This window comes from Mycobacterium timonense (assembly GCF_025821985.1).
Lineage (GTDB): Bacteria > Actinomycetota > Actinomycetes > Mycobacteriales > Mycobacteriaceae > Mycobacterium > Mycobacterium avium.
In genome coordinates this window covers 1-23,843 of sequence record NZ_JACKSY010000025.1, presented here as the reverse complement: position 1 = coordinate 23,843, position 23,843 = coordinate 1, and the positions used below count along the sequence as shown (strand labels likewise).

Here is a 23,843-nt window from a genome sequence, read left to right as displayed (position 1 = left end):
GTGGCGAAAACCGATACCCAACAACGCAACCCGGCCCTCGGCGCCCTCGCCGCCGTCCCCGTGGTCCTCGGCGCACTGTGGCTGAAATTCGCTGCCACCGCCACGTCCTGGGCCCTGCGCAACGGATACTTCACCACGTCGGGACCACTTTTCACCCTGCCCGCCGCCAACCCCAGCAGCGCCGGACCCACCCTGCTCACCGCGGCCGCCTGCGCGGCGATCGCCCTGGGCGTCGCCGCCGCGGTCACGATCGGGATCCGTATGGCCGCACCAGTGCAATACGACCCCGACGACCGGCGACCCATCCCACCGGTCGCCACCCCCGTGCTGGCCGCCACCACCCTCGTCGGCGGCCTGCTGATCCTGGTGCTGATTCCCTTCGTGCCGGATCTCCTCGCCGCCGCCATCGGCATCATCGCCGCCTACGGCCTGGCCGACCTGCTCACCGAGAAACTGCGCGAGCGCCGCGAACGGGCCCGCTACCTCAACGAAATCGAATGGGCCCTCTACCCCTATCTGGGTTACGACGAACTGCCGCGCCGCCGCGTCGTGGCCATCACCGAATGGGACGAGGAAATCGAGGGCCAACCACAGAAACCCAAGACCTTACTGCTGGCCTACCGGGGACGTCGCGAAGAACTCAAGCCCGAGCTCAGTCGCCGGCTCGACGACGCCGTCGGATCTCACTACACGCTGTCCTACGCCACCACCGACCAGATGATCACCGCCAGCCTGGCCAGCGTGAACACCGAGTCGCCCACAGTCCGGGGGCTGCGCGAGCAGATCAGCAGCACCGAGCTGTTCGCCTCCGGCGCCACAGTGTCCGACTTGCAGTACAGCGAAAGCGGTGACCTCGTACGCTTCACCGTCCACCACCAGATCGGCGCCAAACTGTCAGGCACCGACCGGGTCCGTGCGATCGCGCGCAAGATCAGCGATCTGTTACCCGGCCGCTGGCGGGCCGTCCGGTGCGACCACCTCGCCGGTACCGCGGTCTTCGAGATCCGCCCCGAACTGCCCACCCGGGTGTACCCGCCGGTCAAAGCGCCAGTCACCACCGTGGAAGAAGCCTGCGCCACCTACGATCGCGCCGCGATTCCGCTGGCCGTCGACGAAGAGGGCAACATCATCGAGTGGAACCTCAAGGTCAACCCCCACATGCTGCTGATGGGCCCGACCGGCACCGGAAAGACCGCCACCATCCACAACGCGATCGTCCAAGCGGCCCGACTGGGCGTGCGGATCTTCATCATCGACTTCAAAGGCGGTGAATTCACCAGCTACCGCACCTACCCGAACGTGGTGGCGGTGCTCACCGAGCCGCATGAAGCAATTGCGTTGGTGAACACCATATACAGGGAGATGCAGGCCCGCTACAACCTCTACAAGCGGGACCGCCAGGCGCTGGCCAGCAAAGAGCCATTCATGATCGTGTTCGACGAATACACCGAATTCCAGGAAGCCATCAAGACCTTCTACGCCAACCACAAGGAGAAGAAGGCCGCCCGGGACTGCCCGACGCTGCGGCAGTTCTCCTCCCTGCTGCGGCTAGGCCGCACCAGCCGATTCCACTGCGTGGCCGCGCTGCAGCGCGCAGACGCCGACTTCCTCAAAGGCGAAGCGAAAGACAACTTCACTCAACGGCTTTCGCTGGGCAAGCTGTCCACCCAAGCGGCCATGATGATCCACAACGACGCCAATGCCGGTCGCACCGTGCCCATCGGTGTGCGCGGCCGCGGCACCGCCCTCAACGGTGCCGGCTGGCCGACCGAGGTGCAGGCGTTCTACGTACCCGACCCGTCCGACCCTGCCGACGAGGACGAACGGCAGATCGTCGAGGAGCTGCGGCCGCCGATCTCGCTGTATGAGCGGGGCATCATCATGCCGCCCGACTGGGACCCCAACGACGGCGCCGAGGACTTCGCCGTGTACCTCAGCCTTCCCTTGCTCAAGGCGGCCGACTACCCCCAGTTCGACCCCCACGCCGCCGACTACGCCCCGCCAGGGTGGCTGGACTTCCAGGACCGAGGTGTGGAGTCCATCTTCGGCACGGCCCCCGGCGGTCCGCGCTCACAAACCTCCGCCCAAGAACTGGTCTGCAGCTACGTCGACCTCGACGGGGAGAGCCGCCGAGTAGAGATCAGCGACCTCGAGGTGGGCGATTACCTGTGCCATCCCGACACAGGGGAGTGGGCCATCCTCGACGAAGAACCGGCACCCGCCGACAGCCCAGACGCAACCATCCTCATCCTGCGGGATGTCTACTCCGGTGAACGTGAAGAAACCGAGGTCGCCAGCGACGCCCTGGTCGAGGTCCGCGACCTCGCAGAAACCCATCTGGCTTCAGCATGACCCCAACCCCCCGTCGGCGAATCGAACCACCAAACAAACACGCATTGACGTGCGGATAATTGCCAGCAATCGCCAATAATGGAAACATCACGTCCAACGAAAGGACCTTCACCGGTGGCCAAGAAGAACGACTTCACCAAGCGCGCCAACGACTTCCTCGCGGCGCGTCTGGGCCCGGTCCAGCACCTGGGGGAGCTGCTTGACGTCAAGGCCGAGAAGGAAGCCGAACTCAAGGACTGCGACGCCAACATCGAAAAGGCCGTCTTGGAGTGCATCGAGGCCGGCTGGAAGCCTGCTGAGCTGACCGAACTCGGGGTCCCCAGGAGTGCGCTTCCGCGCCGGCAGGGACGCTCGGCGGCCCTGGAGCCCCGCATGCCGGACAACAGCGGCAACCAGGGCGACCAGGGTGTCCACGGTAGCGGCGATCGCGGCGCAACCGCACCACAATCCACAACCTAGACGACGACAGGCGGCGCACCACGTGACGAGATCACCCCGATCCGCAACCATTCTCGAGGGCCTCCTCGCAGAGCGTGGCTGTGCGGCCACCCTCCTCGCCCATCATGACCACGCCGGTCAACGTCCACCGGCGTCGCTGACGACATCCCGCACCAGCCCGCAGGGCGCCACCCCAGACCCAGTCCACCACGGAGAGGCCGAAATCCGATGACAGACAGCGATCCTCGCAAATTCGGAGACGCCACCTCCTGGCGCACCTGGGACGCAACCCACGGCAAAGAAGGCTGGTCCGCCCCCGGCTGGGCGCTGACCGGCGACCCCTCCCGCTACATCAGCAAGGACGACCCGGCGTGGAAGGTGGTGCTGTTCAACGCCCAGAACAACTACGGCGACCCCAAGATTCACTACAACACCGACGACACCGGCTCGGAACGCTACCTGGTGTTCGGAGATGGAACCCGGCTGCCCTCCGACGGCACTATCGCCTATCACGACGCGGCCAGCGGCAAGAACTGGATCCAGAACAACAACGGCTCAGTTACCCCGGCGGACAAGGACTTTAAGCCGTCTGGCCCCTCCTTCGACCCGTTGGGCTACCGGCGCACCGCCGACGGCAAGATGTACATGCCCGTCGACGCCCGCGGCAACCAGATCGGGCCGCAGCAGGCCTTCCTCGATCCCGGCACTCAGTTGCACGGCAACCCCGCAGATCCCAACGCCATCCTCACCCCGATCAATAAGAACGGGGACTACTACACGCTGGACCCCGCAACGGGGCGCAGAGACTACTTCGACAAGGACGGCAAGCCGATCTCGGAGACCCAGTACGAGGCGGGCAAGGGAACACCGCCGCCTGCGAACGGTCAACCCCAACAACCGCACCCACCCGCACGTCCGCCCGGCCAGAAGGCGCCGCTGCAGAGCCCGAAGGTCAGCGTGCCCGACGGCATGACCACCCCGCAGTACCCGGACTGGGCCACCAACGACGACCCCGACATCCCCAATCAGATGACCAGTGTCATCGCCAAGCTCTACGACCTGTTCGGCAAGGGAACCCCGGCGACCAGCGATCTACCCGAGTTCCCGTTCAGCACCGACACCGGCGAGAAGTCAGGCATCGACGCCTACGACGCGGTCAAGGGCGATTTCAAACGGATCGAATCCGAATTCGACGCCACAGCAAAGGCTTTCAAGAACGCCGTGCAAAACTCGGCCAACGTCACCAAGGCCGGCCGCGACGCGATCAACAACGCCATCGGCACATTCAACTCCACCGCCAAGACCATCAAAGAAGGCGACTGGGACGGTCTGCTGCAGGCGGAGTCGAAGATGTTGGACTCGGTCAAGACCGAAGTCGAGAACGCCGCCAAGTCGTCGCAGGACGTGCCATCGAACCCGGCCGGCGGCCCAGCCACACCCATGACGCCAGCCGGACCCCCAACAGCCATGCCGCCCGGGGCCGCCGATCCCTCACTGGCCTCGCCACCTGCCGATGACGCCAAGAGCCTCAAAGACCTCCTCGGCGGCATGGGCGGCCCGCCTTTCGGCGGGATGCCGATGGGCGGCAACCCTCTGGGCGGGCTCGGCGGAATGAACCCGCTCGGTGGCCTCGGTAGCCCCATGGGCGGCGGCGCCAACCCTCTGGCGCCGATCGCCGACGCCGTTAAACCCCTGTCCAAGCTCGCGAGCTCCGAGGACAAGCCGGACGACAAGAAATCTCCGATCACCCCCCTGAACTCCGGACCCCAAAACACGCCCCCCGCGCCGCCTAGCGCCGCCGGCGGCGGCGCAGCGGCGCAACCGGCCGCGGCCGGCACGCCTGGGTCCACCGGCGGCGCCCCGACTCCCACGGCCAAACCCGCCGGCGATACGACAACCAAACCCACCGTGACCCTGCCCGACGGCAAGGTGATCGATGCACCCAACAAACAGGCCGCCGACGCCGCACAAAATGCACTGGACAAGGCATCCCCAGGAGGCGACGCCGCGCAAAAAGCCTACAGCCCAACTGGATTGGAGCTGCCAGGCGACGGTAAGAACCTGGGCGCCAAGGTCGACCCGTCCGACATGCAACCAGGGGACGTGCTGAAATGGCAGGACAAGACCATGGTCGCGGTCGCGCCGGGCCTGGTCGCCGACCCTAACCACCCAGGCGTAACGCACACCCTCGACGATGTCTTCAAAGACCAGAAGGGCTTCCAAGGCGTCTTCCGTCCCACCGCCACCGATCCGACGTTGTCGATGCACACCTCGGCGCCACCTCTGACTGACCCGCATGCCCCACCGCATCCCCCCGCGCACCCGCCGGCGCCGACACCACCACCGGCAGGCCAGGCGCCGACACCACCACCGGCTGACCACCCAACGCCGGCACCGCAGCCCCCGGCTGCGCCGCCACCAGTGCCTGCCGAACCGCCCCCCGACACCGTCGCGCTGTCGGGCCCGGGACCGGCGGCCGCGCCCCACCAACCCGCACCGCAGCCCAGCTCGACGGTGCCGCAGGCCGCGCCCCCGTCGCCGTTCGAAGCGGCCGCGCCGCCGCCGGCAACCAGAAGCACCAAGCAAGAACGCATCGCCGCAGGGGCGGAGTAACCCCGGTGACGACCCCCACCCACAACGCACGGAGGAATCCATGACCACCTTCGACATCAGCGCCCTGGTCGACGTCGGGCCGGGCAACCTCGGCCCGCCCAACACCAAGGAGCTGCTGCCGGGAATATTCATCCCCGACCCCGCTGCCAATGACCTCTGGCCGGGCATCGTCAGCGACAGAAACGTCCGAATGCCGCTGTACGCCAGCGACATCACGGTCCTCCCACCCGGCGCAAAGGGCCCCTACGGATACATGGAACTGGGCCACAAGACCGGGGTGTGGATCCCAAATCCCCGGATGAACGACTTCCGGCCCGGCTCCTACACGCCGCCGGCAGGAGAAAAGCCCATCCAAATCGAAGACATCAAGTTCCTTCGCCCCGGCGATCCGGGCCCTCGCGGCTACATCCCCCTGGGCGACAGCGGCGTGTGGCTACCGGGTCCACCGGAGAACGCCCTGTCAGTCCATCCATCCGGCCATGCCACCGGCCCAGACGACGCAGACCACCACGGCAAGTCGGGTAAGGACGTATTCGACGTCAACTACCACCACCTGGAGGGGTTGGCGCAGCGCCATGACGAGCAGGCCGGGCAGGTGGCTCAATGGGCCGACGCAGAAAAGGGCTTCGCCGATCGACTACTGGAAACCCACGGCAAGGTCGCCTACGCCACATATCTGAATGTCAAGGGCTACAACGATAGTCGTCAGGTAGAAGCGGGCGCCTACGCACAGCGCAACGCCGACACCGCGGTGGGCCTGCGAGGCGCGATCGCCTCCACCCGCGCGACCGACGAATCCTCCGCCGCGGCGTTCAAGCCGCCTACATCAGGAAAGGGCGTCAGCACCGTATGACAACTCCGCAAACCGCCAACATCACCACGCCCAACGGCACATTGGGCCACGACGTGTTCCAGGTCGACTACGCCGAACTGGAGAAGTTCGCCAGCGAGCACGACCTCAACGCCGAAGAGCTCGCCGAGTGGGCCTCCGGCGACCCGGACTTCCCCGAGCGCTACCTTGCCACCCACGGCAAGGTGAACTTCGGAACCTACCTCAAGATTCGAGAATTCATGGCCAGCAAGCAAATCGCCGGCACAGCCTTCGCTGAACACAACATGCAAACCTCCGCAGCGCTGCGCGCCTCGATTGCCTCCACCAAGGCGACCGAGGAAGCCAACGCCGCAGGCATCAACGCCAACAGAACGGTGTAGGAGCCGATCATGACCGTCCTTCACCCCGATGTGAGAAACGCGCTCGTGTATGCCGATACGGTGCACGACCATCTCCTCAGCCACATCGAGAAGATGAAAGGCGTGCTCGCCGAGCGACTCTCAGAAGAGCGCGACATCGCCATCAAAGTCGACATGAACGGTCAGCTCGTCGACTTGTGGCTCAAGCCAGGCATTCTCGACCGCAAGACCGCCGCTGAGATCGCCAAGGAGATCACCCGACTGGTGGCGACAGCAGGACAGGAGACAGCAGCGCAGATCGCCGACCTGTTTCGCGCCGCGCACGACCTTCCCGACTTCGACACGGTGATCGCCGAGCACGAAATCGACGCCGACGCGGACCCCGAAACAGGCCCCCAACCTCGATAGACTCACCCGTGTGAATGAGCAAGCCGCCAAGCTGACACGGTGGCTGCTTGCTGGCAACGGGGCGCTGAAAAACGTCGCCCAGCTACTGACCGACGCGTTCGGACCGCTCGGTGCCATCGCCGCGACGATCGACGCGTCGACGATCACCGCCTATCCAACCGACCCCGCCGCCCAGCCGCCGGCCCACGACGAATGGACGCCGGCCGCGCAGGGATGGTCACATCCCCTGCACTCTCAGCTGCTGCCGCGCAGTACCTCAGCCCAGCATCACGTCGTCGCAGGCATCACCTCCCGCAACGAGGTGTTGGTGGTTAACCTCGCCGCGGCCGGCTACCTGGGCATCGAGGGCGGCAACGCGGTGCAGATGATGCGGTCCTGGCTCATGCAGACCTTGTCGAAGTCCCCGGAGGCGGTACTCGCCGTCACAGATTCGGCTCTGGCGATCGCGGGCGCCGAGCGCCTGCTACTCGTCGAGAGCGCCGACGCAGCCCCACCTGCCGTATCGCTGATCCTCACCACCGGCCACACCAGCGCACCCGCCGCCGATCGGCCACATCCCATCCTGGTGTCCTCGCAGGCAGCCGGCGCCGCCAACGTCGTGCTGTGTAATGAGTCAGTCGCCGGCATCTACCTGGTCAACCGGTACTGGCCGATCTGGCGGCGCATGGAGGTGGCCGACCAGCAGTGGGAGCACCTCAAGGGCGTGCTCACGCCGCCGGCCGCCGCACCCGCGGCCGCGCCGGAAGCGCCTGCCGGACACCTCGAGCACGCCGAACCCCTCGAGCACCCCGCCGCGGCAACTACCACCACAGAGCCCGCCACCTGGGCAGACGACACGGCCCCCGAGCCGGCGGCCGCCCCGCCACCGGAAGAACACCCAGCCCCCGCGAGGGCGGCTACCAGCCGCGATGACACGTCCCCAGGCCCGGACACCACTGTCGCCGAGCAGGCCTCGACCAACGGGCGGGAAGCCGAAGCGCTCCTGCCTAAACCGGCCAGCCGCCCCCGACTAGTCGTCGACCCCCCACTGCCGGCCCCGCTCGACGCCACAGCACCGCCAACCAGCGCAGATAACACGTCCCCAGCGGCCGAACTCGCCGTCGACGAGCCCCGCACCCCGCCGCTGCTGCTCACCCGCGACATCCCCACCCCCTTCGCCCACACCAACCACGAGCCGATCGACGACGCGCACCCCGACGCCGCCCACCACCACACACCGGTTCTTCTTCCTGGCCGCCCCGCCGAAGAGCCCACCGAACCCGGCCTCTACGTCCTGGGAACGGTCTACGCCCTCGGACTCGACCCCGAGACCAAGCAGCCGGTCCAGCACTCCGCCGTCACCCGGCAAGGAGTCCGCAAACCCGTCAAGGCCCTGATGGCGCTGGCCACCTCCAACGGAGTCACCTCCACCGAATGGGAGGAAAAGATCCTCCAGGTCACCCCCCAAAACCGGCGCCAGCTGCGCACCCAGATCCGCAAGATGATGGGCGGTAACGACCCCATCCGCAACGACGCCCGCGGCCTCCTCGTCGTCGACATGTTCTGCGACTGGAAGGAATTCAACCGACTCATCGGCCACACCCCCGAGAGCGCCACCACTGAAGCCCTCACCGCCGCAGTACGACTCATCCGCGGCGCACCGTTCGAAGACGTCCCCGACCAGGACTACTCGTGGCGCTCCGTGCAGCTCCTCAAAGACGAGCTCATCGACCGCTGCAGCACGGCCGCCGCCGAACTGGCCCAACGCCAACAAGCCGCCGGCGCCCACGAAGCGGCCTACCACACCGCCCGCCTCGGCCTGCGCGTCTACGCCCAACGCGAGGACCTCTGGCTGGTGGCCGCCAATTCGGTGACCGACAAGGACCGCAAGGCCCTCATCTGGGACCTCAAGCACGCCATCCCCGTTCCCACCCATCCCGAGCTGCGCCAGCTGCTCGCGACATCGCGCGCATCCTGAAGGAGAATCTCAATGACGTTGTCAAGCCGCCGCAGTAGTGGTTGCGGGTTGGTAGACAGCGTGGTCGCGCAGCATGGCCCACAGGACGTTGAGGCGCCGGCGGGCCAGGGCGAGGATGGATTGGGTGTGGGTTTTGCCTTCGGCTCTTTTGCGGTTGTAGTAGGTCCGGGATGCGGGGTCGGTACGGATGGCGATTTGGGCGGACAGGTAACAGGCTCGCAGCAGTCGTCGGTCGTAGCGGCGGGGGCGTTTGAGATTGCCGCTGATGCGCCCGGAATCCCGCGGTACCGGGGCCAGCCCGGACACGCCGGCAAGACGATCGACGGAGTCGAAAGCGCTCATGTCGCCGCCGGTGGCGGCGAGGAACTCGGCGCCGAGTATGACGCCGAAGCCGGGCATGCTCAGGAGGATCTCGGCGTGGCGGTGGCGGCGAAATCGGTCCTCGATCATCGTGTCGGTTTCTGCGATTTCGGTGTCGAGGGTCATCACCTCCTTAGCCAGGCGGGCGACCATGGCGGCGGCGAGGTTTTGGCCGGGCACGGTGGTGTGTTGGGCGCTGGCGGCCTCGATAGCCGTGGCCGCGACAGCAGAGGCGTTGCGGGCCTTGCGTTTATGCAGCCAAGCTGTCAGGCGGGCAGCGCCGGCGCGGCGCAGCCCGTCGGGGGTTTGGTAGCCGGTCAACAGGATCAGCGCGGCCTTGCTGGCGCTGTAATCGAAGCCGCGTTCCAGGGCGGGGAAGTACTCAAGCAGCTGGGCACGCAGCCGGTTGATCACCCGGGTGCGATCGGCGACCAGGTCGGTGCGCCGAGCGGTCAGGATGCGCAGCTCGACCGCGATGTCATCACCGGGTCGCAGCGGCTGCAGGTCGCGGCGCATCCGAGCTTGGTCGGCGATGACGGCGGCGTCCTTGGCGTCGCTTTTGCCGTCGCCACGGTAGCCGGCCGAGGCGTGGTAGATGGTGCGGCCGGGGATGTAGAGCAGCCGCTGCTCGGCGGCGATGAGCAAGGTGATCAGCAGCGCGGCACCACCGGCGTTCAGGTCGATCGCCCAGGTAACTTCACCGCCGTCGGATTGCGCCGCTACTGCGTCGATCAGCTCCAGCAGTGCGGTTTCGTCGTTGGCTACCCGTTGCGACAGCAGTCGCTGACCCTCCGCATCGATAGCCACGCAATGGTGGTCGGACTTCCCGGCATCGACACCGGCCCAGACCTGTTGGCTCACAGCCACCTCCGTGATCATTGGCATCCCTATCAACCCAGCAGACGACCACGCCGGCGTGTCCTTACACAGCGATCAAATCGCATCTCTCAATTAGCGGTCGAGTCGTCGCGGGACGTCGGGCGGCCAATCTCCTTCGGCCATGAAACACCGCAAACGCATGAAAGCCATACCCGACGTCCCTGGGCAGTTCGAAGCCTACGGCCGAGGGCAACAACCACCCTGCAAGAAAGGTAAGGAAAGCCATGACGTCAGCAGCTGACTCGCAACAGCCCGAACGCTACGAGGTCTTCAACCGCGACCGCACCATCGGCGTCTCCACCGCCGCCGGCGGCGCCGTCAACGGCCTGTTCCTCCACGAGAACGTCCGCCAACTCAACGAGCGCGCCCTCACCCGCGAGATCCTCGCCGTGGCCAGCGTGGCCTCGATGCGCGGCCGCCTGGCCGTACGCGAATGCATGGAAGCCGCCGCGGCCGCCAACGGCACCACGGTGCCCGCCTCTGCCTACGACGTCCTGCCCGACGCCCCCACCGCCGAGCAATACGAACAGTACAAACGCGAAACCTTGCGGTACTGACCATGAAACGACTACTGACCGCGCTGGCCGCCATGCTCCTGGCCGCCGTCGCCGCGCTCACCACTGCCATCCCCGCCAACGCGCTCGCCATCACCGCCGGGTTCATGATCACCAGCGGAGGACGCTGGTGCACGGTCAGCTTCCCGGACCCCAAGATGGCCAACATCGTCTACACCGCCGGACACTGCTACCACGACGGTATTACCGAAGTGAACCTCGGAAACATCCAGATCGGCCGATTCATACCCGAGATCCACGACCCCACAACCGATCTCATCGCCATCCGCCTCTACTCGAACATCCCCAGCGAGTACAGCCTCATGTCGCGCGAGCCACTGCTGGACCCATGGGTACCCAACACGGGATCCACCGTCTGCAAATACGGCGCCACCACCCAAGAAACCTGCGGCACAGTGCTTTCCGTCGACGACACTAAGTTCGCCGTCCAAATGCCCGCCGACCACGGAGACAGCGGCGCCCCGATCTACGAACGACTCAACGCCACCAGCAAAGGCGTCCACGTCGTTGGCACCGTCATCTCCGAAGACCCGCGCCGCCCCGGCGTCATCTACTGCACCACCATCGGCGCCATCCGCACCTTCCTCACCCAGACCTGGGGAACCAGCTGGGACATGGACTGACCGGGCCACCACAAGGAGCCACAACATGAGCTATCCAACCGAAGCCCAGGCACGCCAGGCCGGCGAGATCGTCTTCCGCGCTCACAATGGCCTACAAGCGTGGTGCCTGTGCTCGTCCTGCACAGCCAAGCACGCCAGCGCCAACAAGCGGCGCACCCGACACGACCGGTGGGCGATCGACGGCCAGGACTGGCGTATCCGCGAAGACCTGGCCCGCCACGCCGGCTGAACATCTGACCGCGATCATCACTCATTCGTTGGTGAGGTCAGCGGATCACTTCGGGCGCCCGGGAGGCTCGGAAAGCGGGAGCGGCACAACGGTTCCGCCGGTCGCAGCAGCGTATCCGCGAGCTTCGTCCTGCTCGTCGTTGGTGAACACGCGCACCGCAGTCGGTTGGCCAGGAACGCGCACCAGCATCGTGAAGGCGGAGACCTGCACCGTGTCGCTTCGCCTGGGTGGGCTCTGACGCACGGGAGGGACCTCATTCATGACTTTCATTCTGGTCGCGCGGTCCGACAGCGCCTCACATTCCGAACGTCGCCCGTGATGGTTCTTAGCCGGAGCGGTTGGTCCTGTCTGGTGCAAGCGTGCTGGATCCTCGGCTAGCGCCGCACCACCCGCTCTTATCGTAACCACATCGTTCTCTTATTATTCTTAATATTGGGGTAGGGTTTCGGCGGGTGCCGGGACCCCGGCAGAAACGCAAAATCGAGCAGGAACCATGGACAGTCATCGGTCGCCTACGGGCCCGCAGGTCATCTTCATCACCGGAGGATCCCGGGGCGTCGGGGCAGCGACAGCACGCCACCTCGCGGCCCCCAACACTCACGTCATCCTCACCTACCGCGAAAAATCCCGACGAGCCAACCATGTCGTCGACAGCATCGCCGCAGCCGGAGGATCCGCATCGGCGGTCCGCCTCGACATCTGCGACCCGACCGCGTGCGGCGACGTAATCCATGCTGTACGAGACGAATTCGGTCGCCTCGACGCGCTGATCCTCAACGCCTCCGGCGGCCTGGAACGCGGCGCCTCCGCCGACTATCCGATGCGCATCAACCGCGACGCGCCAGTGCACCTGCTCAACCGCGCCTTGCCGCTGATGCCCGCTGGCGGCCGCGTCGTGTTCGTCACCAGCCACCAAGCCCACTTCCACGGCCTCAAACCAGTGCCCGCCGACTATATCCCGATCGCGGAAAGCAAACGCGCCGGCGAAGACGCCCTGCGCGCCATGCGCCCCGAGCTGGCCGCCCGGCACGTGTCGCTGACCGTCGTCTCCGGCGACATGATCGACGGAACGATCATTGTCCGGCTCCTTCAACGGCGCGACCCCGACGCTGTCGAGGCCCGGCGCGCCCACGGCCCGCTGCCCACCCTCGACGAATTCGCCGCAGCCATCGCCGCGGCCGCGCTCAACACGCGATCGGCCGACGACACCATCTACGTCGGCGGCCGCGACTACCTACACCCTCCCAATACGCCAACACCCGAACACCGTCGACACAGCACCGCGGCGAACAGCGAACGGGCCCAAAGCCTGTGAAACGCATTGCCTCACAACATCAAAGAAGGGAAGCACGCATCGCTTTCGCGAACCCTACACACCTTGCGCAGGCCGCTGTGGCCATCGACAACGTCTTGGCTCACGTGACCGACGACCAGTGGAGCGCACCCACGCCGTGCACGCACTGGACGGTCGCCGATGTGACCAGACACCTGATCGACGTAAACCAGTCATTCGCCAGCCAGCTTTCCCGCGGCGGCATGGCGTCGACCATCCACAACGAATCGTCACCCGACATACTCCTTGCCCAGTACCGCTGCTCCACCGAGGAATTGCACCGCGCGCTTATCTGTGCGGCACAACCCGACGGCCAGCTACCCACATCGCTGCGCAGTCGACTCGCACTCCGCGTAGCTGATCTGGTCATCCACGGCTGGGACATCGTGACCGCGACCGGCGGCTGCCTACGGATTGACGACCGCTTGGTCAACGAGGTGCTCGCATTCGCAGACAGCCGCCGCGCGGCCCTGCAACGCGGTGGCCAGTTCGCCCCACCCCAACCGATCAGCAGCAATGCCCCAACGATCGACCGTCTCGCCGCGCTGTCAGGCCGCACCGCGCCGCGCATGCCGACGGACGCGGAGTAGCCGTCTCGAAGCATGGTGCCTGCAGTTCAACACTGCAGGTGGCGTCACCCTTTCGATCAACGACTACTGGGCCTTCGTCGGGGGAGCACCTGGCGTGAGCCTTCCAATTCCTTTGGTGTCAGGCGGTATTGGGCCACGAATGTCCCTGGCCAGCGACATTGTTGCGTGATGTCTTCTGAGGCTCGTGGCTGCCTGGGAGGCGATAGCTGTTCGAGGCGAGCGCTAGGTGTGATGTCTCACCACGTTGGTTACACGTCTTCGTCGAACTCTGTTCCTGCCAGAAGCTCCTGGAGCGTCGGAATTTCAGAGTCCGGATCCGAGCCGGCGCCCGCGAGCACAAGGTTGATTACCATGACGGCACCAGCACGTACATCGTCAGGTAGATCACCAAGTTCCGGCCGGGGACCCCCGCCTTCCAAGTAGTCCAGGTAAGCATTGACGACGCACGCAATTAACTCATCGACATCCTGAGTACTCATACTCTTCTGTCGTCAGCTTGACCGAAATCGAAAGCGCAGTCACGCTCAAATTGCAGCTGAACTGAACGTAAACCCGTTGGTCGGGCTGCCATTGTTCGGAGGAGTCGAAGTGTCGTTCGTCATTCAGCTGTCTGATGGGCGCGTGATCATCCCTGGAGACGGGTCCTCCTGGACAGAGCACGAAGCGCAGGAGTTTCTGGCCGAGTTGCGCCGACAAGCTGAAGAAGACGACGGAGGTGACGATCTCATCGACGTGTTTGACTTCGTTATAGAGGATTACTCGCGTGCTCTTTCCGACGCAGCGATCATTCGCGATCCCCGCCACTAGCCGCGTCATCAACCTCATGAGATAGCACAGCTAGGGGCTGGTCGTCAGCCATCATGCGCATCCCGCATCGCATCGTGCCGTGCCCTCGGCAGTCTGCGAGCGAGTTACGCGGCGCTGTCGTCGAGGAAGCCGGCAGCGGCCCCGGGGGCACTCCGCAGGGCCTTGGCGTATCGGGGCTCGAACCGGGGCGCCATCTTGACCCCGGCCCAGTAGCTTGACCCGGTGTGCGCGGCGCCGATGACGGCGCCGGCGATGCTGGCGATCGAATCGGAGTCCCCGTTACTGGTCGCCGCCCAGCCCAGCGCCTCGCGACCGTTGAGGGGAGCGCGGCGGCGCCCGGGCGCGGTGGCCATGTCGGCTACTAGCAATCCGACGGCGGTTGCCGAACCCGACTCCCAGCCCTCGCCGATTCCCACGCAGGGGTCGCCGTACTCGGGCGGCGTCAGCGTGGCGAGCTCTTGCTTGACGACGTAGGCGTCGAGCAGTGCATCTAGCAGGACGTCCTTGACGCCGGCGGCCAACATGCCGGGAACGTCCGACGTCATAGGGGAGAGCGCTCGGAGAAGGAATTCGTCACGCAGCCAAGGGCTTTCACCCGAGACGACTTGCATCGAGACGGCGATGGCGTGCTCGAGGAAATGTCCGCGCACCGTGGTGGCCGAGCGGATGGCGTCAGCGAGGACCAGGGCGGAGGCGATCGCGCGGGGATGTTTGTGGGTCAGCACGGCCTGCAACGCGGTGATGCCGCGCCAGACCGGCTGCGGGCACAGTGCCGCGGGCGCCAGCCGCATCACGGCCCCGCAGCCCGGGCGGGGCAACGCGCCGGCGCTGTCATGCCAACGCGCGCCGTGGCGCAGCCGCGTCAGTGATCCCATACAGGTAGCGCCTGGGGCCCGGTTGTTGTCGCGGTCGACCTGCCATTCCAGGAACCGGGCGGTGATGGCTTTGGTCACGGTGTCGATGTCGTCGAGATGTCCTCCGACGTCGACGAGGGCGTCGTGCAGGGCGAGCGTCATCTGGGTGTCGTCGGAGATCCGCCAGATCTTCTTGGGTGCCCGCACCGGGTAGGCGGGCATGTTCGCGTATTTGCGGAACTCGACTTGGTAGCCCCAGGCGTCACCGGCGGCCAAGCCGATCAGGGCGTTGCGGTAGCGGGCCTGTGTGGCAGTTCGTGTCGGCATCGTGCCCCTCACCTCCAATGTAAAGCACTATACACAAAAAGGTAAATCGGCGCACATTGGGTTCTGTGCGCATCACCCGGCCGAGCCAGCCCGATTGCGTCGGCGCTCGGAAGCGCGGGGCCCAACCCCGGCGGCCGGCGCGTGAGCCGGGGCATGGCGCTGCGGATAACGATTCGCTCGGCAAGCGCCGGCTGGCCCGGAAAGCGCCATCCGTCGTGACGGAAACCGGGGACCTCGCCGGTACTTCAGGGATAGGAACGCACACCAGCCCTCCTGGCTGGCGCTATTTCAAATAGCGGTCCCGCGTCCCATTGCCGAGGAGGTATTCCATCGTGTGTCGTGCCACGACCGACCCAGGAGGGCCGCGCCGCTGCTCCGGGGACACCCGCGCGGCCTTCAGCCAGTCGGCCCACACCGTCGAGGTCCTCGAACAAGCCAAGACCGTCTTGATGGCAGCTCTGTCCGACGCCGGCCACCCCGCCGCGCCCCCCTCGCCCAGTGAGGCGGCGCCGCCCGTCCCCGCGCCCGCACCGACTCCGGCCGCACCCAAGACGGTCAGCTTCGCCGACAAGACCACCCGCATCGAGGACATCCGCCGCGAGATCGACGACGCGATCGCCAACCTCAACACCGGCGAGCAGTGGCAAGACTGGCTGCACTACGCCAGCCAGTTCCACAACTACTCCCTGCAGAACCAACTACTCATCCGCATGCAACGCCCCGACGCCACCTTCGTCGGCGGACTGAAGAAGGTGTGGAACAAGAAGTTCAACCGCAACCTGGTCGCCGGGTCGAAGGCCATCTGGGTCCGCGCCCCCAAGATCGTCAAGAAGAAGAAAGACGACGGTACCGACGAGGAAGTTCTGATCGGCTGGCTCGACGTCCCGGTCTACGACGTCTCCGACACCACCGGTCCACCGTTGCCTCAGCGGCCTGAGGTGCCCTACACCCGGGAGACCGGCGTCGCTCCGCCCGAGATGCACACCGAACTCGAGAAGCAGATCACCGCCCACGGCTATACCGTCGAGCGCGTCGAGCTGCCCGAGAACGGCCCCGAGGGCTACACCCAGACCACACCGACCAAAAAAGTCGTGGTGAGCACCCGCTTCAGCGACGCCCACCAAGCCATGACGCTCGCCCACGAACTCGCTCACATCCAGATGGGCCACATGGAACGCCACCACGACTACCACAGCGGCCCCGGCGGCCAGCGCCCCACGATGGAAGTCGAAGCCGAAAGCGTCGCCTACGTCATCGGCCGCCACTACGGCCTCACCCCCGGCGGCAGCGCCTTCGCCTACATCGACGGCTGGGCCAAAGGGGACACGAAGAAGGTGCAACAAACCGCCGATCGAGTGAACAAGGCCTGCAAATCGATCCTCGGAGCACTCCCACAGGCCACCCCGGCCGTCATCAAATGAAGGACCACAACGCCATGACCACCCCACATCACCACTCGATCGAGATCGAAGTCCAAGACCCCGACACCGGCGAACGACACGTCTTCACCGGGGACACCGAAGCCGCGGCCACCGCGGCCGCCGAAGAGTACTTCGGCGTCGACGAAGCTCAGGAGCGAGACAATGACTGACATCATGACCCACGAACCGACCCGCGAAGAACTCCTGCGCGAACTCGGCAAAGTGCAGGCCAAGTTGGACAAAGCCCGCCGCCGCCGCGACGCCGACGCGATCGCCTACGCCTCCACCCCCGACGGGGCCGCAGAAACGTTCCGCCGCTACGAACTCACCCGCGACGACACCGAACGCAAGGCCCTCAAGACCACCTACCTGGCCGGGCTGTCCATGGCCGGCGAGGAGTACGAAGAGCGACTGACCCGCGGCAACGCCGGCGACAACGACGGCCCCCTGGCCGTCATCCCCGTCGGCTCCTTCCGTGACCCACTCGCCAAGGCCCTCGTCGAACAGCGCGTCATGGCCACCTTCCGCAACAGCCCGGCCTCGATGGAGACCAACACCGTCACCCTCACCCTGCTGCGGCTACTGCCCGACCTGCAGACCCGCAAGCGGCTGCGCCTCGACGTCGTCGCCGAACTCGGCGTCCTGGCCGAGGACCTGGCCGACGTCATCGCCACCGCCTGGACCGACCCGGCCACCCAAAAGCGTCTCCGCGGCTTCCTCGACGATGCCGCCGAACCCATCGACGCCGCACTCCAACAGCGGAACCTCCGATGAGCACCGACCTCGTCTTCCAAGAACCCGGTGTGGTCGAAACCCGCCAAGAGCGCGCCCTGCGGCGAGCACAGCAGCTCCACAACGCCTTTCAAACGGCGTTCGAGGTCCTCGCCGAGATCTACCGCGACGAGGACTGGCGCTACATCAACGACGGCGCCGGCCGCCCCTACGCCGGCTTCACCGCCTTCGTCCAAGACCAGCTCGGATGTGCAGCTTCCAATGCCCGCCGGTACCAACAAGGCATCGTCGGTCTGATCCTGCCCCTGCAGGAACTCACCGCGCCCGGCACCCGCATCCCGGTCACCTCCTCCGACGTCGCCCGCCTCGGTGTCACCGGCGCCCGTGTCGTCATCGAGGAAGCTCCCGGCGCACTGGAAGGGATCACCGAGCCCGACGCCCAAACCGACGCACTGCGCGACCTCATCGACACCGTCACCCAGCGCTCCACGGCCCCCGGCTTCGGCCCCCTGCGCGAATCACTGACCCCGTCGGCATCCCCCCTGGGGGCGCTCGTCCCCGCGGAGATCCCCGACGACGTCGACGACGACACGCAGCTGACGTCCGCCGGCTCCACGAGCCCGGACCGGCACCAACGGCAGCCGGCGCCCTCCACCCCGCCATGGGATGTCGACGAAACCCCTCCTACCAGCGCCGATGACACGTCCCCGCCAGCTGCCCCCACCGCGGTCGCCCCGTCGGCCACGCCAGCCGCTCCCGCCGCGGAAAAACTTCTGACCAGCGACGATGACACGGCCCCAAAGCAAGGCGCCGCCGCGGCACAGGTCCTGATCGACCTGGAGGCAGCGATCACCGCGGTCATGGCCGCCGGCGACCCCACTGCCCTCGCCGAACAACTCTGCGACGGCCAAGGCGCCCACCTCGCACCGAAGTGCCTGGCCTCCGGCCAACGACTCGTGCGCCTGGGCCAGTTGCTGCGTAGCCTCACATAAACCAAGGCTCGGCCCGAATTCACGCCGCCGCGGCCGCGACGCAGGGGAGAGCCATGCAATGACGATCTCCCTCGACGACCTCGTCAACAGCCTCGACCCGGCCCGCGCGACCATCGAGATGTTCGCCCCGTCCCTGCACCTGGAGACCGCCGACACCGTCTACGACTCCGGAACAGTGCTGTGGCGCGCCGACATCACAATGACCCACCTCGACTCCGGCCTGGGGGACCCAAACGTCGTCGTCGGCCAGATGCATTTCGTCATGGCCCGCACCGGGGGCCAGGGCCTCGCCCAGGAGCTGCTCGACCGCGAGAAGTTCCACCAGCTACGCACCGACCGATTCGCGCCCCTTTTCGACGACCACCGCATCGGACCCGAACTGGCACAACAGTTCTCCGACTGCGTCGAAGTTGTCATGCTCGCGCTGTGGATCGTCGTCGACCCCGTATTGCAGGGCCACCGCCTCGGCGCGTGGGCGCTGTGCCAGTGCATCGACACGATGATCCCGACCTCCAACGGATTGATCCTGATGCATCCGCACTGGGACGCCGAGGCTGATCTCGCACCGTCCGTCGAGCAGCTGGAAACGGTCGAACGCCTCAACGACTACTGGAAGACCACAGGCCTGGTGCCGCTCGCGGCGGGCCCGCAGTTCCTCGGCCAGCACGCCAACCGCCACGCACTCAAAACGGCGCTGCACACCTACCGGCAACGCTTCTTCGGCGACGACGACTACCTGATCGAGGTGCAGCTGGACCTGCTACGCCAACGGATCCGCGACGGCGGTGACTTCCTCTGAAAGGAGCGCCCGGCCGTGTAGGAAAAGGGGCGCAACATTTCCAGCCCGCCGCTCACCGCCATCCAGGCCGGGGACCTACCATCACCCCAGCTAGAGGGCTATTTCGGCATCCACGATCGGCGGTCGGGATCCCATATGCCCGATGAAATCCGGCCATCAAGCACCGCGCCGACGAACCGGTCGGCCTCGGCCAGCGCGGCATCGGCGTCCCGCAACTCCGCCGGCAACCCGGCATCAGCCACCCGCGCAGGATAGCTGCGCCGCCACTGCTCACTGGGCAACACCATGGGAGAGGGCACCACGACCCCACGCCGCTGCTCCTGCTGTCGTACCGCGCCGCGCAACTCCTCGGCGTCGACCCGCGCGCACCGCGACAGGATCACGATGTCGGCCAGATCATGCGAACGCGTCGACGGGGACGCCCCACTGCTGCCGTGCACCTCATACATCGCGGCGACCTTGTCGGCCAGGTGCGAGGCCACCGCATACGTGCGCACCTTCGACATCGGCCGCACGTCGTCGATCGCCACCACCGGATCCGGGACCAGGGTGTCTGGCTCGAACGGAAACGCCCGCCCCGCAGCAACATCGAGCTTGGCCACCGCGAACCGCGCCCCGCCCAGCATGTAGGTGATCTTCCCGGTGAACGCACCGGGCCCACTGCCGGCACTCACCGCAACCACGAACTCGCCATGCTCACCGGCACGTCGGCGCGACGCCGCCGTCAACGCCTCTGTCAGGTCCTCCACCCCACGTGTCACCGCCAAGTCCAGATCCGCCGTCGCCCGCGCCTCCACCGTCCGGAACTGCAGCGCAGTCCCCCCAGTCACCAACCACGACTCCGGATCACGATCGAAGAGCCGAGACACGAACTGCTGCAACGCAAACCGCCGCGCAACCTCGGCGCCATCGACACCGCTGCGCCGCGCGATGTCACGGATCCGCGCATTCAATGCCGCCCGGAACGCGCCCTCCGAACCGTAGGTGCGGCGCGCATCGAGCATCTCCTCGATCTCGCGCTGTCGCTGCTCCAGCGCGGCCACACGGTCATGGGACTCTTGTGCCCGCGCCCGCATATCGGCCGAACACCGCTTCGGCCCACCGGGCTCACTGCTGGCCTTGCACACCCGGCACTACACCGGCAGCCGCAGCGGCCGCCCCGCAGCCACCAAGAACCGCTGCGCCAATGCCACCCCGTCGGACTCGTCCCACCGGTGCGAGAACGGATCCAAACGAGCACCCACCTCGTCGAGCGTCAGCAGCCCTTCCTCGAGAACGTCGGCGATCACCGCGCCTTGATGGGCGCCATCGAGATCATCGCGGGCCAGATCGGCCACGATCCGCCCCGGCGTGGCCACCGGCAGGCCGTCCACGACGTCCCAGTCGACCCCGCGCTCCCCGATGTCGCGCCGGTAGGTATGCACCCGCGCCGAGCGGGTGTTGATCCGCCGCGGCCCCGTCAAGAACAAGCCCCGGGCCACGATCGTGCCCAACTCGCGGATCACCGCAGCGCTGTCGTGACTGATGACGCAATCAGGATCGGCCCGTCGGCGCTCGATGTCCGCCTCAGGCCGCAAGGCCAACCACTGCGCAGCCCAATCCCAATACGCGAACATCTCCGCCGAGTCGTCGGTGAACCCGTACACACCGTGATGGGCCCGGAACAGCTCTCCGGAGTGGGCGCGTCGAGCCAGCTCGTAGCGGGCCACCCCGTGCTGACGGGCCTGGGCAGCGGTGAACAGACCGAACTGGCCGGCGGCCACCTCGTGCAGCCGGCCCCACACCTGCGCATCGGCCATGCAGCGATAGTAGCAATCCGGGGACGTGATATCCGCCCTGCTCAACGACCACGCCGCCCGGCTCGGAGCCGAGATCATCACCCGCCCCTGCTCCGCCGCGGCCGCGTCGCGCCCTCACCCAACCAGGAGTCCAAGGTCGGCCGGGTGACACCGAGAGCCTGAGCGATGTCACGCTTGCTGTGGCCCTGCGCGAAGTAGTACCGGCGCGCCAACTCCCGCGCGGCCTTCTTCTCATCGTCGAGCCGTGAGTCGGCCTGCATCAACCGCCGTCCCTGCTCCGCGAGGTCGTCAGGCCCACGCGAGTAGACGTAGGGCGCTCCGACGACCTCGGGGCCGGTGCGCCGCACCGGTTCAGCCTCGGCGGCGGCGGCCAGGATCTGTTCGTCGCTGGCACTGCTGTTCACGCCGGGAAGGTCGTACTCGGCGACCAGTTCCGCCGGCGTCCGAAGGATCACCCTCACGTCTGCCTCCTGTTCGTTCAGCGCGCGGATGCGCGCGAGCTTCTCGCGGGTCTCACCACCGGTCGCACCACAGTGTCATGTACGGGCCCAACACCGATAGAAAGCACTATACATAAATTAATAAAATGATATACAGTGAGTTGTAGGTGAGCACGACGACTCCCGGGAGGACCCCATGAGCACCCACCCACCAGCGGGCTGGTACCCCGACCCCACAGGCGCAGCGCAGCAACGCTATTGGGACGGCGAGCAGTGGACCAACGCCCTGGCCGCCCCCACCATCATCGGCGTACCCGTCGCCGTCCCACCCGCCAAGGACTGGGCGCAGCGCCACCCCGCCTGGACCACCCTCATCGTGTTCTGGATCGCCTGCATGATCTGGCAGTGGGAATGGCTGGCACCCACCCTTGCCCTCGGCGCGGCGGCCACCTGGGGCATCCGCCGGCTCCACCGCCGCAACGCCCGCCTCGCCGCCGACGCCGACCGGCAAAACGCCCTCGTCGCCGAAGGCGACGAACGCGGCATCTACGGCGACTACCCACCCGCCGACGCGGCCTGACCAGCAAGGTGAACTCCCATGCCCACAACTATTTCCTTCAAAGCCGGCGACTACCTCCACGCCGGCCAAGCGATCGAGGACGCCACCACCCGCCTGGACGCCTTCGACGACACCGCCAAGATCGTCGCCCGCAACGCCATCATCGAACTCATCAAGCTGCAAGGCGGCACCATCACCTGCCACCAGGTCGCCGTCATCTCCAGCGCCATCGCCAACGCCCTGCAAGGGAACACCTACGGAGAACAACTCTGATGACCGACCCGGCCACCATGACACCACCCAACGTCGACGACCTCGTACCCGGGCTGCAAACCTGGGTCCGACACAACGGCATCCCGGCCTGAATAACCCAAGCCCACTAACCCAAACACGCACGGAGACAACGGAAATAGAGGATCACGCCACGTTCCGCTATCGACACCGCCGATCGCCGATGGGCCAACTCACCCAGGTGATCTCGACCTAATTGCTTGCCGGTGGCAATCGCGCGCGGCGCGGATCCACATCGCGCAAACCCTTCCACGACACATGCCGAAGACCGCGTTCCGGCGTGTACTCACGAAACGCCACCTCGCCCACGTACACCGGCCCAACCCACCGCCAACCTTGAGCGGCAGCGGGGCCGGCGACGGTGGGGGAGTGCCGCTCGATCGGCTGCAACAGCTCGAACAGGTGCCGCCGCATCGCCGCACTAAACCCCGTCCCGACTTGCCCGGCGACCTCGAGCTCACCTGCCTCGTCGTACCCGGCCAGCAACAACGCCCCGACCCTCCCTGGCGGCCCAGCGAAGGCTACGACCACCAGCTCGGCCGTCTGCCGGACCGGCGTCTTCACCCACCACGGTGATCGCCCCTCCCGATACGGCGAGTCCAGCGCCTTGGTCACGATGCCTTCGATCTGGTGCTGGCGCGCCACCTCCAGCATGTCCGCCGCCGGTATCCCCACGAACGCTTTCGGTACCGTCAACACGGCCGACTCCTCGACGATCAGCGACTCCAGCACCTCCCGGCGCCGCTCGTAGGGCTCATCAGTGAGGTCCTGCCCGTCCACGGCAAGAACATCAAAGGCCATGAGCCGCACGGGGACTGCCCGCAATAGCTCAGGACGGGGACGTCGCTGCTGCGGCCAGCGCCGCTGCAGCCGGGTAAACGACGGCCGCCCATCCGCGTCGAGGGCCACGACTTCACCGTCCAGCACCACCGCCCGGCCCCCAACAGCAGCGGCCGCCGAAGAAAGCTCCGGAAACGTCAACGACACGTCGGAACCGTTGCGCGAGAACACGATTACCTCGCCACCCGCGATGATCACCGATGCTCGCTGGCCATCGAACTTCCATTCCACCGACCACCGGTCACCCCGCGGAGGCGCACCCAGTGTCGCCAACATGGGGCCGGGCGTCGACCGCCGGCGCACCACCGAAGGGAGCGTCCCGGGGAGTGGTGTAAGTGATGGCGGCGTGTCGGTCCCTGACGTAAGAGGGCCATCGCGTGAGTCTCTGTGGTGAAACGACCAAGAATCACTACCGAGAGGAACATCGCGATGGC

27 protein-coding genes are annotated in these 23,843 nt (G+C 66.5%); 20 read left to right on the top strand and 7 right to left on the bottom strand.

All coding sequences use genetic code 11. The features are described 5' to 3' along the window. The 7 genes from H7I87_RS08080 to H7I87_RS08050 all read left to right on the top strand — a co-directional run bounded on the left by H7I87_RS08080 (position 1) and on the right by H7I87_RS08050 (position 8,959). Entirely contained in the window at positions 1-2,352 is a 2,352-nt protein-coding gene (locus tag H7I87_RS08080; RefSeq protein ID WP_083071544.1) for an FtsK/SpoIIIE domain-containing protein, read from the top strand. Between the two features lie 114 nt (positions 2,353-2,466). Next, positions 2,467-2,811 carry a hypothetical protein gene (locus tag H7I87_RS08075; protein WP_083071543.1) on the top strand — a complete coding sequence of 115 codons (345 nt, stop codon included), beginning with the start codon at positions 2,467-2,469 and terminating at the stop codon, positions 2,809-2,811. Positions 2,812-3,018: 207 nt separating this feature from the next. Continuing rightward, on the top strand, positions 3,019-5,403 hold the full coding sequence (locus H7I87_RS08070; protein WP_083071542.1) for a hypothetical protein: 2,385 nt from the start codon (positions 3,019-3,021) through the stop codon (positions 5,401-5,403). 40 nt (positions 5,404-5,443) lie between these two features. Further along, positions 5,444-6,256: a type VII secretion target gene (locus H7I87_RS08065; RefSeq protein WP_023900979.1), complete on the top strand. Its 813-nt coding sequence runs from the start codon at positions 5,444-5,446 to the stop codon at positions 6,254-6,256. Then, entirely contained in the window at positions 6,253-6,615 is a 363-nt protein-coding gene (locus tag H7I87_RS08060) for a type VII secretion target (RefSeq protein ID WP_023900978.1), read from the top strand. The genes H7I87_RS08065 and H7I87_RS08060 overlap by 4 nt, the downstream gene beginning before the upstream one ends. 9 nt (positions 6,616-6,624) lie before the next feature. Continuing rightward, complete coding sequence (locus H7I87_RS08055) at positions 6,625-7,002, top strand: hypothetical protein (protein ID WP_023900977.1); 378 nt, start codon at positions 6,625-6,627, stop codon at positions 7,000-7,002. A 10-nt stretch (positions 7,003-7,012) separates the two neighbouring features. After that, positions 7,013-8,959: an AfsR/SARP family transcriptional regulator gene (locus H7I87_RS08050; protein WP_264002634.1), complete on the top strand. Its 1,947-nt coding sequence runs from the start codon at positions 7,013-7,015 to the stop codon at positions 8,957-8,959. 21 nt (positions 8,960-8,980) lie between these two features. Here the strand turns inward: H7I87_RS08050 and H7I87_RS08045 are convergent, their stop codons facing one another. After that, positions 8,981-10,180, bottom strand: coding sequence for an IS110 family RNA-guided transposase (locus tag H7I87_RS08045; protein ID WP_174900762.1), 1,200 nt, complete (start codon positions 10,178-10,180; stop codon positions 8,981-8,983). Between the two features lie 242 nt (positions 10,181-10,422). Between H7I87_RS08045 and H7I87_RS08040 the strand changes: the two genes are divergently transcribed. The 5 genes from H7I87_RS08040 (at position 10,423) to H7I87_RS08020 (ending at position 13,548) form a co-directional block, all read left to right on the top strand. Continuing rightward, positions 10,423-10,755 (top strand): hypothetical protein, encoded by a 333-nt coding sequence (locus tag H7I87_RS08040; protein ID WP_023900921.1) that lies wholly within the window; start codon positions 10,423-10,425, stop codon positions 10,753-10,755. A gap of 2 nt (positions 10,756-10,757) precedes the next feature. Continuing rightward, positions 10,758-11,396, top strand: coding sequence for a chymotrypsin family serine protease (locus H7I87_RS08035; protein ID WP_083071712.1), 639 nt, complete (start codon positions 10,758-10,760; stop codon positions 11,394-11,396). Between the two features lie 25 nt (positions 11,397-11,421). Next, positions 11,422-11,625, top strand: a complete 204-nt coding sequence (locus H7I87_RS08030; protein ID WP_083071711.1) for a hypothetical protein — start codon at positions 11,422-11,424, stop codon at positions 11,623-11,625. Positions 11,626-12,118: 493 nt separating this feature from the next. Further along, a complete protein-coding gene (locus tag H7I87_RS08025) occupies positions 12,119-12,940 on the top strand; it encodes an SDR family oxidoreductase (RefSeq protein WP_083071710.1) in 822 nt (273 codons plus the stop codon). Next, complete coding sequence (locus H7I87_RS08020) at positions 12,937-13,548, top strand: TIGR03086 family metal-binding protein (protein ID WP_081216176.1); 612 nt, start codon at positions 12,937-12,939, stop codon at positions 13,546-13,548. The genes H7I87_RS08025 and H7I87_RS08020 overlap by 4 nt, the downstream gene beginning before the upstream one ends. Positions 13,549-13,796: 248 nt before the next feature. On the opposite strand, the gene H7I87_RS08015 is transcribed toward H7I87_RS08020, so the two are convergent. Beyond that, positions 13,797-14,027, bottom strand: coding sequence for a hypothetical protein (locus tag H7I87_RS08015; RefSeq protein ID WP_062886712.1), 231 nt, complete (start codon positions 14,025-14,027; stop codon positions 13,797-13,799). Positions 14,028-14,136: 109 nt separating this feature from the next. Here H7I87_RS08015 and H7I87_RS08010 point away from each other — a divergent pair, with 109 nt between their 5' ends. Next, complete coding sequence (locus H7I87_RS08010; protein ID WP_023900926.1) at positions 14,137-14,355, top strand: hypothetical protein; 219 nt, start codon at positions 14,137-14,139, stop codon at positions 14,353-14,355. Positions 14,356-14,459: 104 nt separating this feature from the next. On the opposite strand, the gene H7I87_RS08005 is transcribed toward H7I87_RS08010, so the two are convergent. Then, the gene (locus tag H7I87_RS08005) at positions 14,460-15,536 is read right to left on the bottom strand and encodes an ADP-ribosylglycohydrolase family protein (protein WP_062886711.1); all 1,077 of its coding nucleotides are present in this window, start codon (positions 15,534-15,536) and stop codon (positions 14,460-14,462) included. A 332-nt stretch (positions 15,537-15,868) separates the two neighbouring features. Between H7I87_RS08005 and H7I87_RS08000 the strand changes: the two genes are divergently transcribed. Genes H7I87_RS08000 through H7I87_RS07980 form a run of 5 tightly spaced genes read left to right on the top strand, consistent with a single transcriptional unit; the run spans position 15,869 to position 19,480 of the window. After that, complete coding sequence (locus tag H7I87_RS08000; protein WP_062886710.1) at positions 15,869-16,957, top strand: ImmA/IrrE family metallo-endopeptidase; 1,089 nt, start codon at positions 15,869-15,871, stop codon at positions 16,955-16,957. A gap of 14 nt (positions 16,958-16,971) precedes the next feature. After that, positions 16,972-17,127, top strand: a complete 156-nt coding sequence (locus H7I87_RS07995; RefSeq protein ID WP_155727251.1) for a hypothetical protein — start codon at positions 16,972-16,974, stop codon at positions 17,125-17,127. Beyond that, positions 17,120-17,731: a hypothetical protein gene (locus H7I87_RS07990; protein ID WP_062886709.1), complete on the top strand. Its 612-nt coding sequence runs from the start codon at positions 17,120-17,122 to the stop codon at positions 17,729-17,731. Before H7I87_RS07995 ends, H7I87_RS07990 begins: the two co-directional genes overlap by 8 nt. Continuing rightward, positions 17,728-18,681 (top strand): hypothetical protein, encoded by a 954-nt coding sequence (locus H7I87_RS07985; protein ID WP_062886708.1) that lies wholly within the window; start codon positions 17,728-17,730, stop codon positions 18,679-18,681. Before H7I87_RS07990 ends, H7I87_RS07985 begins: the two co-directional genes overlap by 4 nt. Positions 18,682-18,739: 58 nt before the next feature. Next, a complete protein-coding gene (locus H7I87_RS07980) occupies positions 18,740-19,480 on the top strand; it encodes a hypothetical protein (protein ID WP_062886707.1) in 741 nt (246 codons plus the stop codon). Between the two features lie 98 nt (positions 19,481-19,578). Here H7I87_RS07980 and H7I87_RS07975 read toward each other — a convergent pair whose 3' ends face one another. The 3 genes from H7I87_RS07975 to H7I87_RS07965 form a co-directional block, all read right to left on the bottom strand. Next, a complete protein-coding gene (locus H7I87_RS07975; RefSeq protein ID WP_062886706.1) occupies positions 19,579-20,523 on the bottom strand; it encodes a nucleotidyl transferase AbiEii/AbiGii toxin family protein in 945 nt (314 codons plus the stop codon). Between the two features lie 90 nt (positions 20,524-20,613). After that, a complete protein-coding gene (locus tag H7I87_RS07970) occupies positions 20,614-21,279 on the bottom strand; it encodes a type IV toxin-antitoxin system AbiEi family antitoxin domain-containing protein (RefSeq protein WP_062886705.1) in 666 nt (221 codons plus the stop codon). A 77-nt stretch (positions 21,280-21,356) separates the two neighbouring features. After that, positions 21,357-21,740 carry a helix-turn-helix domain-containing protein gene (locus H7I87_RS07965; RefSeq protein WP_062886704.1) on the bottom strand — a complete coding sequence of 128 codons (384 nt, stop codon included), beginning with the start codon at positions 21,738-21,740 and terminating at the stop codon, positions 21,357-21,359. A 175-nt stretch (positions 21,741-21,915) separates the two neighbouring features. Here H7I87_RS07965 and H7I87_RS07960 point away from each other — a divergent pair, with 175 nt between their 5' ends. Together H7I87_RS07960 and H7I87_RS07955 are read left to right on the top strand one after the other, a co-directional pair. Continuing rightward, the gene (locus tag H7I87_RS07960; protein WP_062886703.1) at positions 21,916-22,299 is read left to right on the top strand and encodes a DUF2510 domain-containing protein; all 384 of its coding nucleotides are present in this window, start codon (positions 21,916-21,918) and stop codon (positions 22,297-22,299) included. 18 nt (positions 22,300-22,317) lie between these two features. Next, entirely contained in the window at positions 22,318-22,551 is a 234-nt protein-coding gene (locus H7I87_RS07955; protein WP_023900864.1) for a hypothetical protein, read from the top strand. Between the two features lie 210 nt (positions 22,552-22,761). Here the strand turns inward: H7I87_RS07955 and ligD are convergent, their stop codons facing one another. Then, positions 22,762-23,685, bottom strand: coding sequence for a non-homologous end-joining DNA ligase (gene ligD, locus H7I87_RS07950; protein WP_062886702.1), 924 nt, complete (start codon positions 23,683-23,685; stop codon positions 22,762-22,764). Positions 23,686-23,843: the final 158 nt, after the last annotated feature.

Excerpts from the sequence above, each read along its gene's own strand:
- H7I87_RS08015 (WP_062886712.1), bottom strand. The coding sequence starts at position 14,027 with ATGAGTACTCAGGATGTCGATGAGTTAATTGCGTGCGTCGTCAATGCT.
- H7I87_RS08025 (WP_083071710.1), top strand. The coding sequence starts at position 12,119 with ATGGACAGTCATCGGTCGCCTACGGGCCCGCAGGTCATCTTCATCACC.
- H7I87_RS07985 (WP_062886708.1), top strand. The coding sequence starts at position 17,728 with ATGAGCACCGACCTCGTCTTCCAAGAACCCGGTGTGGTCGAAACCCGC.
- H7I87_RS08005 (WP_062886711.1), bottom strand. The coding sequence starts at position 15,536 with ATGCCGACACGAACTGCCACACAGGCCCGCTACCGCAACGCCCTGATC.
- H7I87_RS07980 (WP_062886707.1), top strand. The coding sequence starts at position 18,740 with ATGACGATCTCCCTCGACGACCTCGTCAACAGCCTCGACCCGGCCCGC.
- H7I87_RS07970 (WP_062886705.1), bottom strand. The coding sequence starts at position 21,279 with ATGGCCGATGCGCAGGTGTGGGGCCGGCTGCACGAGGTGGCCGCCGGC.
- H7I87_RS08030 (WP_083071711.1), top strand. The coding sequence starts at position 11,422 with ATGAGCTATCCAACCGAAGCCCAGGCACGCCAGGCCGGCGAGATCGTC.
- ligD (WP_062886702.1), bottom strand. The coding sequence starts at position 23,685 with ATGTTGGCGACACTGGGTGCGCCTCCGCGGGGTGACCGGTGGTCGGTG.
- H7I87_RS07990 (WP_062886709.1), top strand. The coding sequence starts at position 17,120 with ATGACTGACATCATGACCCACGAACCGACCCGCGAAGAACTCCTGCGC.
- H7I87_RS08035 (WP_083071712.1), top strand. The coding sequence starts at position 10,758 with ATGAAACGACTACTGACCGCGCTGGCCGCCATGCTCCTGGCCGCCGTC.
- H7I87_RS08055 (WP_023900977.1), top strand. The coding sequence starts at position 6,625 with ATGACCGTCCTTCACCCCGATGTGAGAAACGCGCTCGTGTATGCCGAT.
- H7I87_RS07960 (WP_062886703.1), top strand. The coding sequence starts at position 21,916 with ATGAGCACCCACCCACCAGCGGGCTGGTACCCCGACCCCACAGGCGCA.
- H7I87_RS08065 (WP_023900979.1), top strand. The coding sequence starts at position 5,444 with ATGACCACCTTCGACATCAGCGCCCTGGTCGACGTCGGGCCGGGCAAC.
- H7I87_RS07995 (WP_155727251.1), top strand. The coding sequence starts at position 16,972 with ATGACCACCCCACATCACCACTCGATCGAGATCGAAGTCCAAGACCCC.
- H7I87_RS08040 (WP_023900921.1), top strand. The coding sequence starts at position 10,423 with ATGACGTCAGCAGCTGACTCGCAACAGCCCGAACGCTACGAGGTCTTC.
- H7I87_RS08070 (WP_083071542.1), top strand. The coding sequence starts at position 3,019 with ATGACAGACAGCGATCCTCGCAAATTCGGAGACGCCACCTCCTGGCGC.
- H7I87_RS08060 (WP_023900978.1), top strand. The coding sequence starts at position 6,253 with ATGACAACTCCGCAAACCGCCAACATCACCACGCCCAACGGCACATTG.
- H7I87_RS07955 (WP_023900864.1), top strand. The coding sequence starts at position 22,318 with ATGCCCACAACTATTTCCTTCAAAGCCGGCGACTACCTCCACGCCGGC.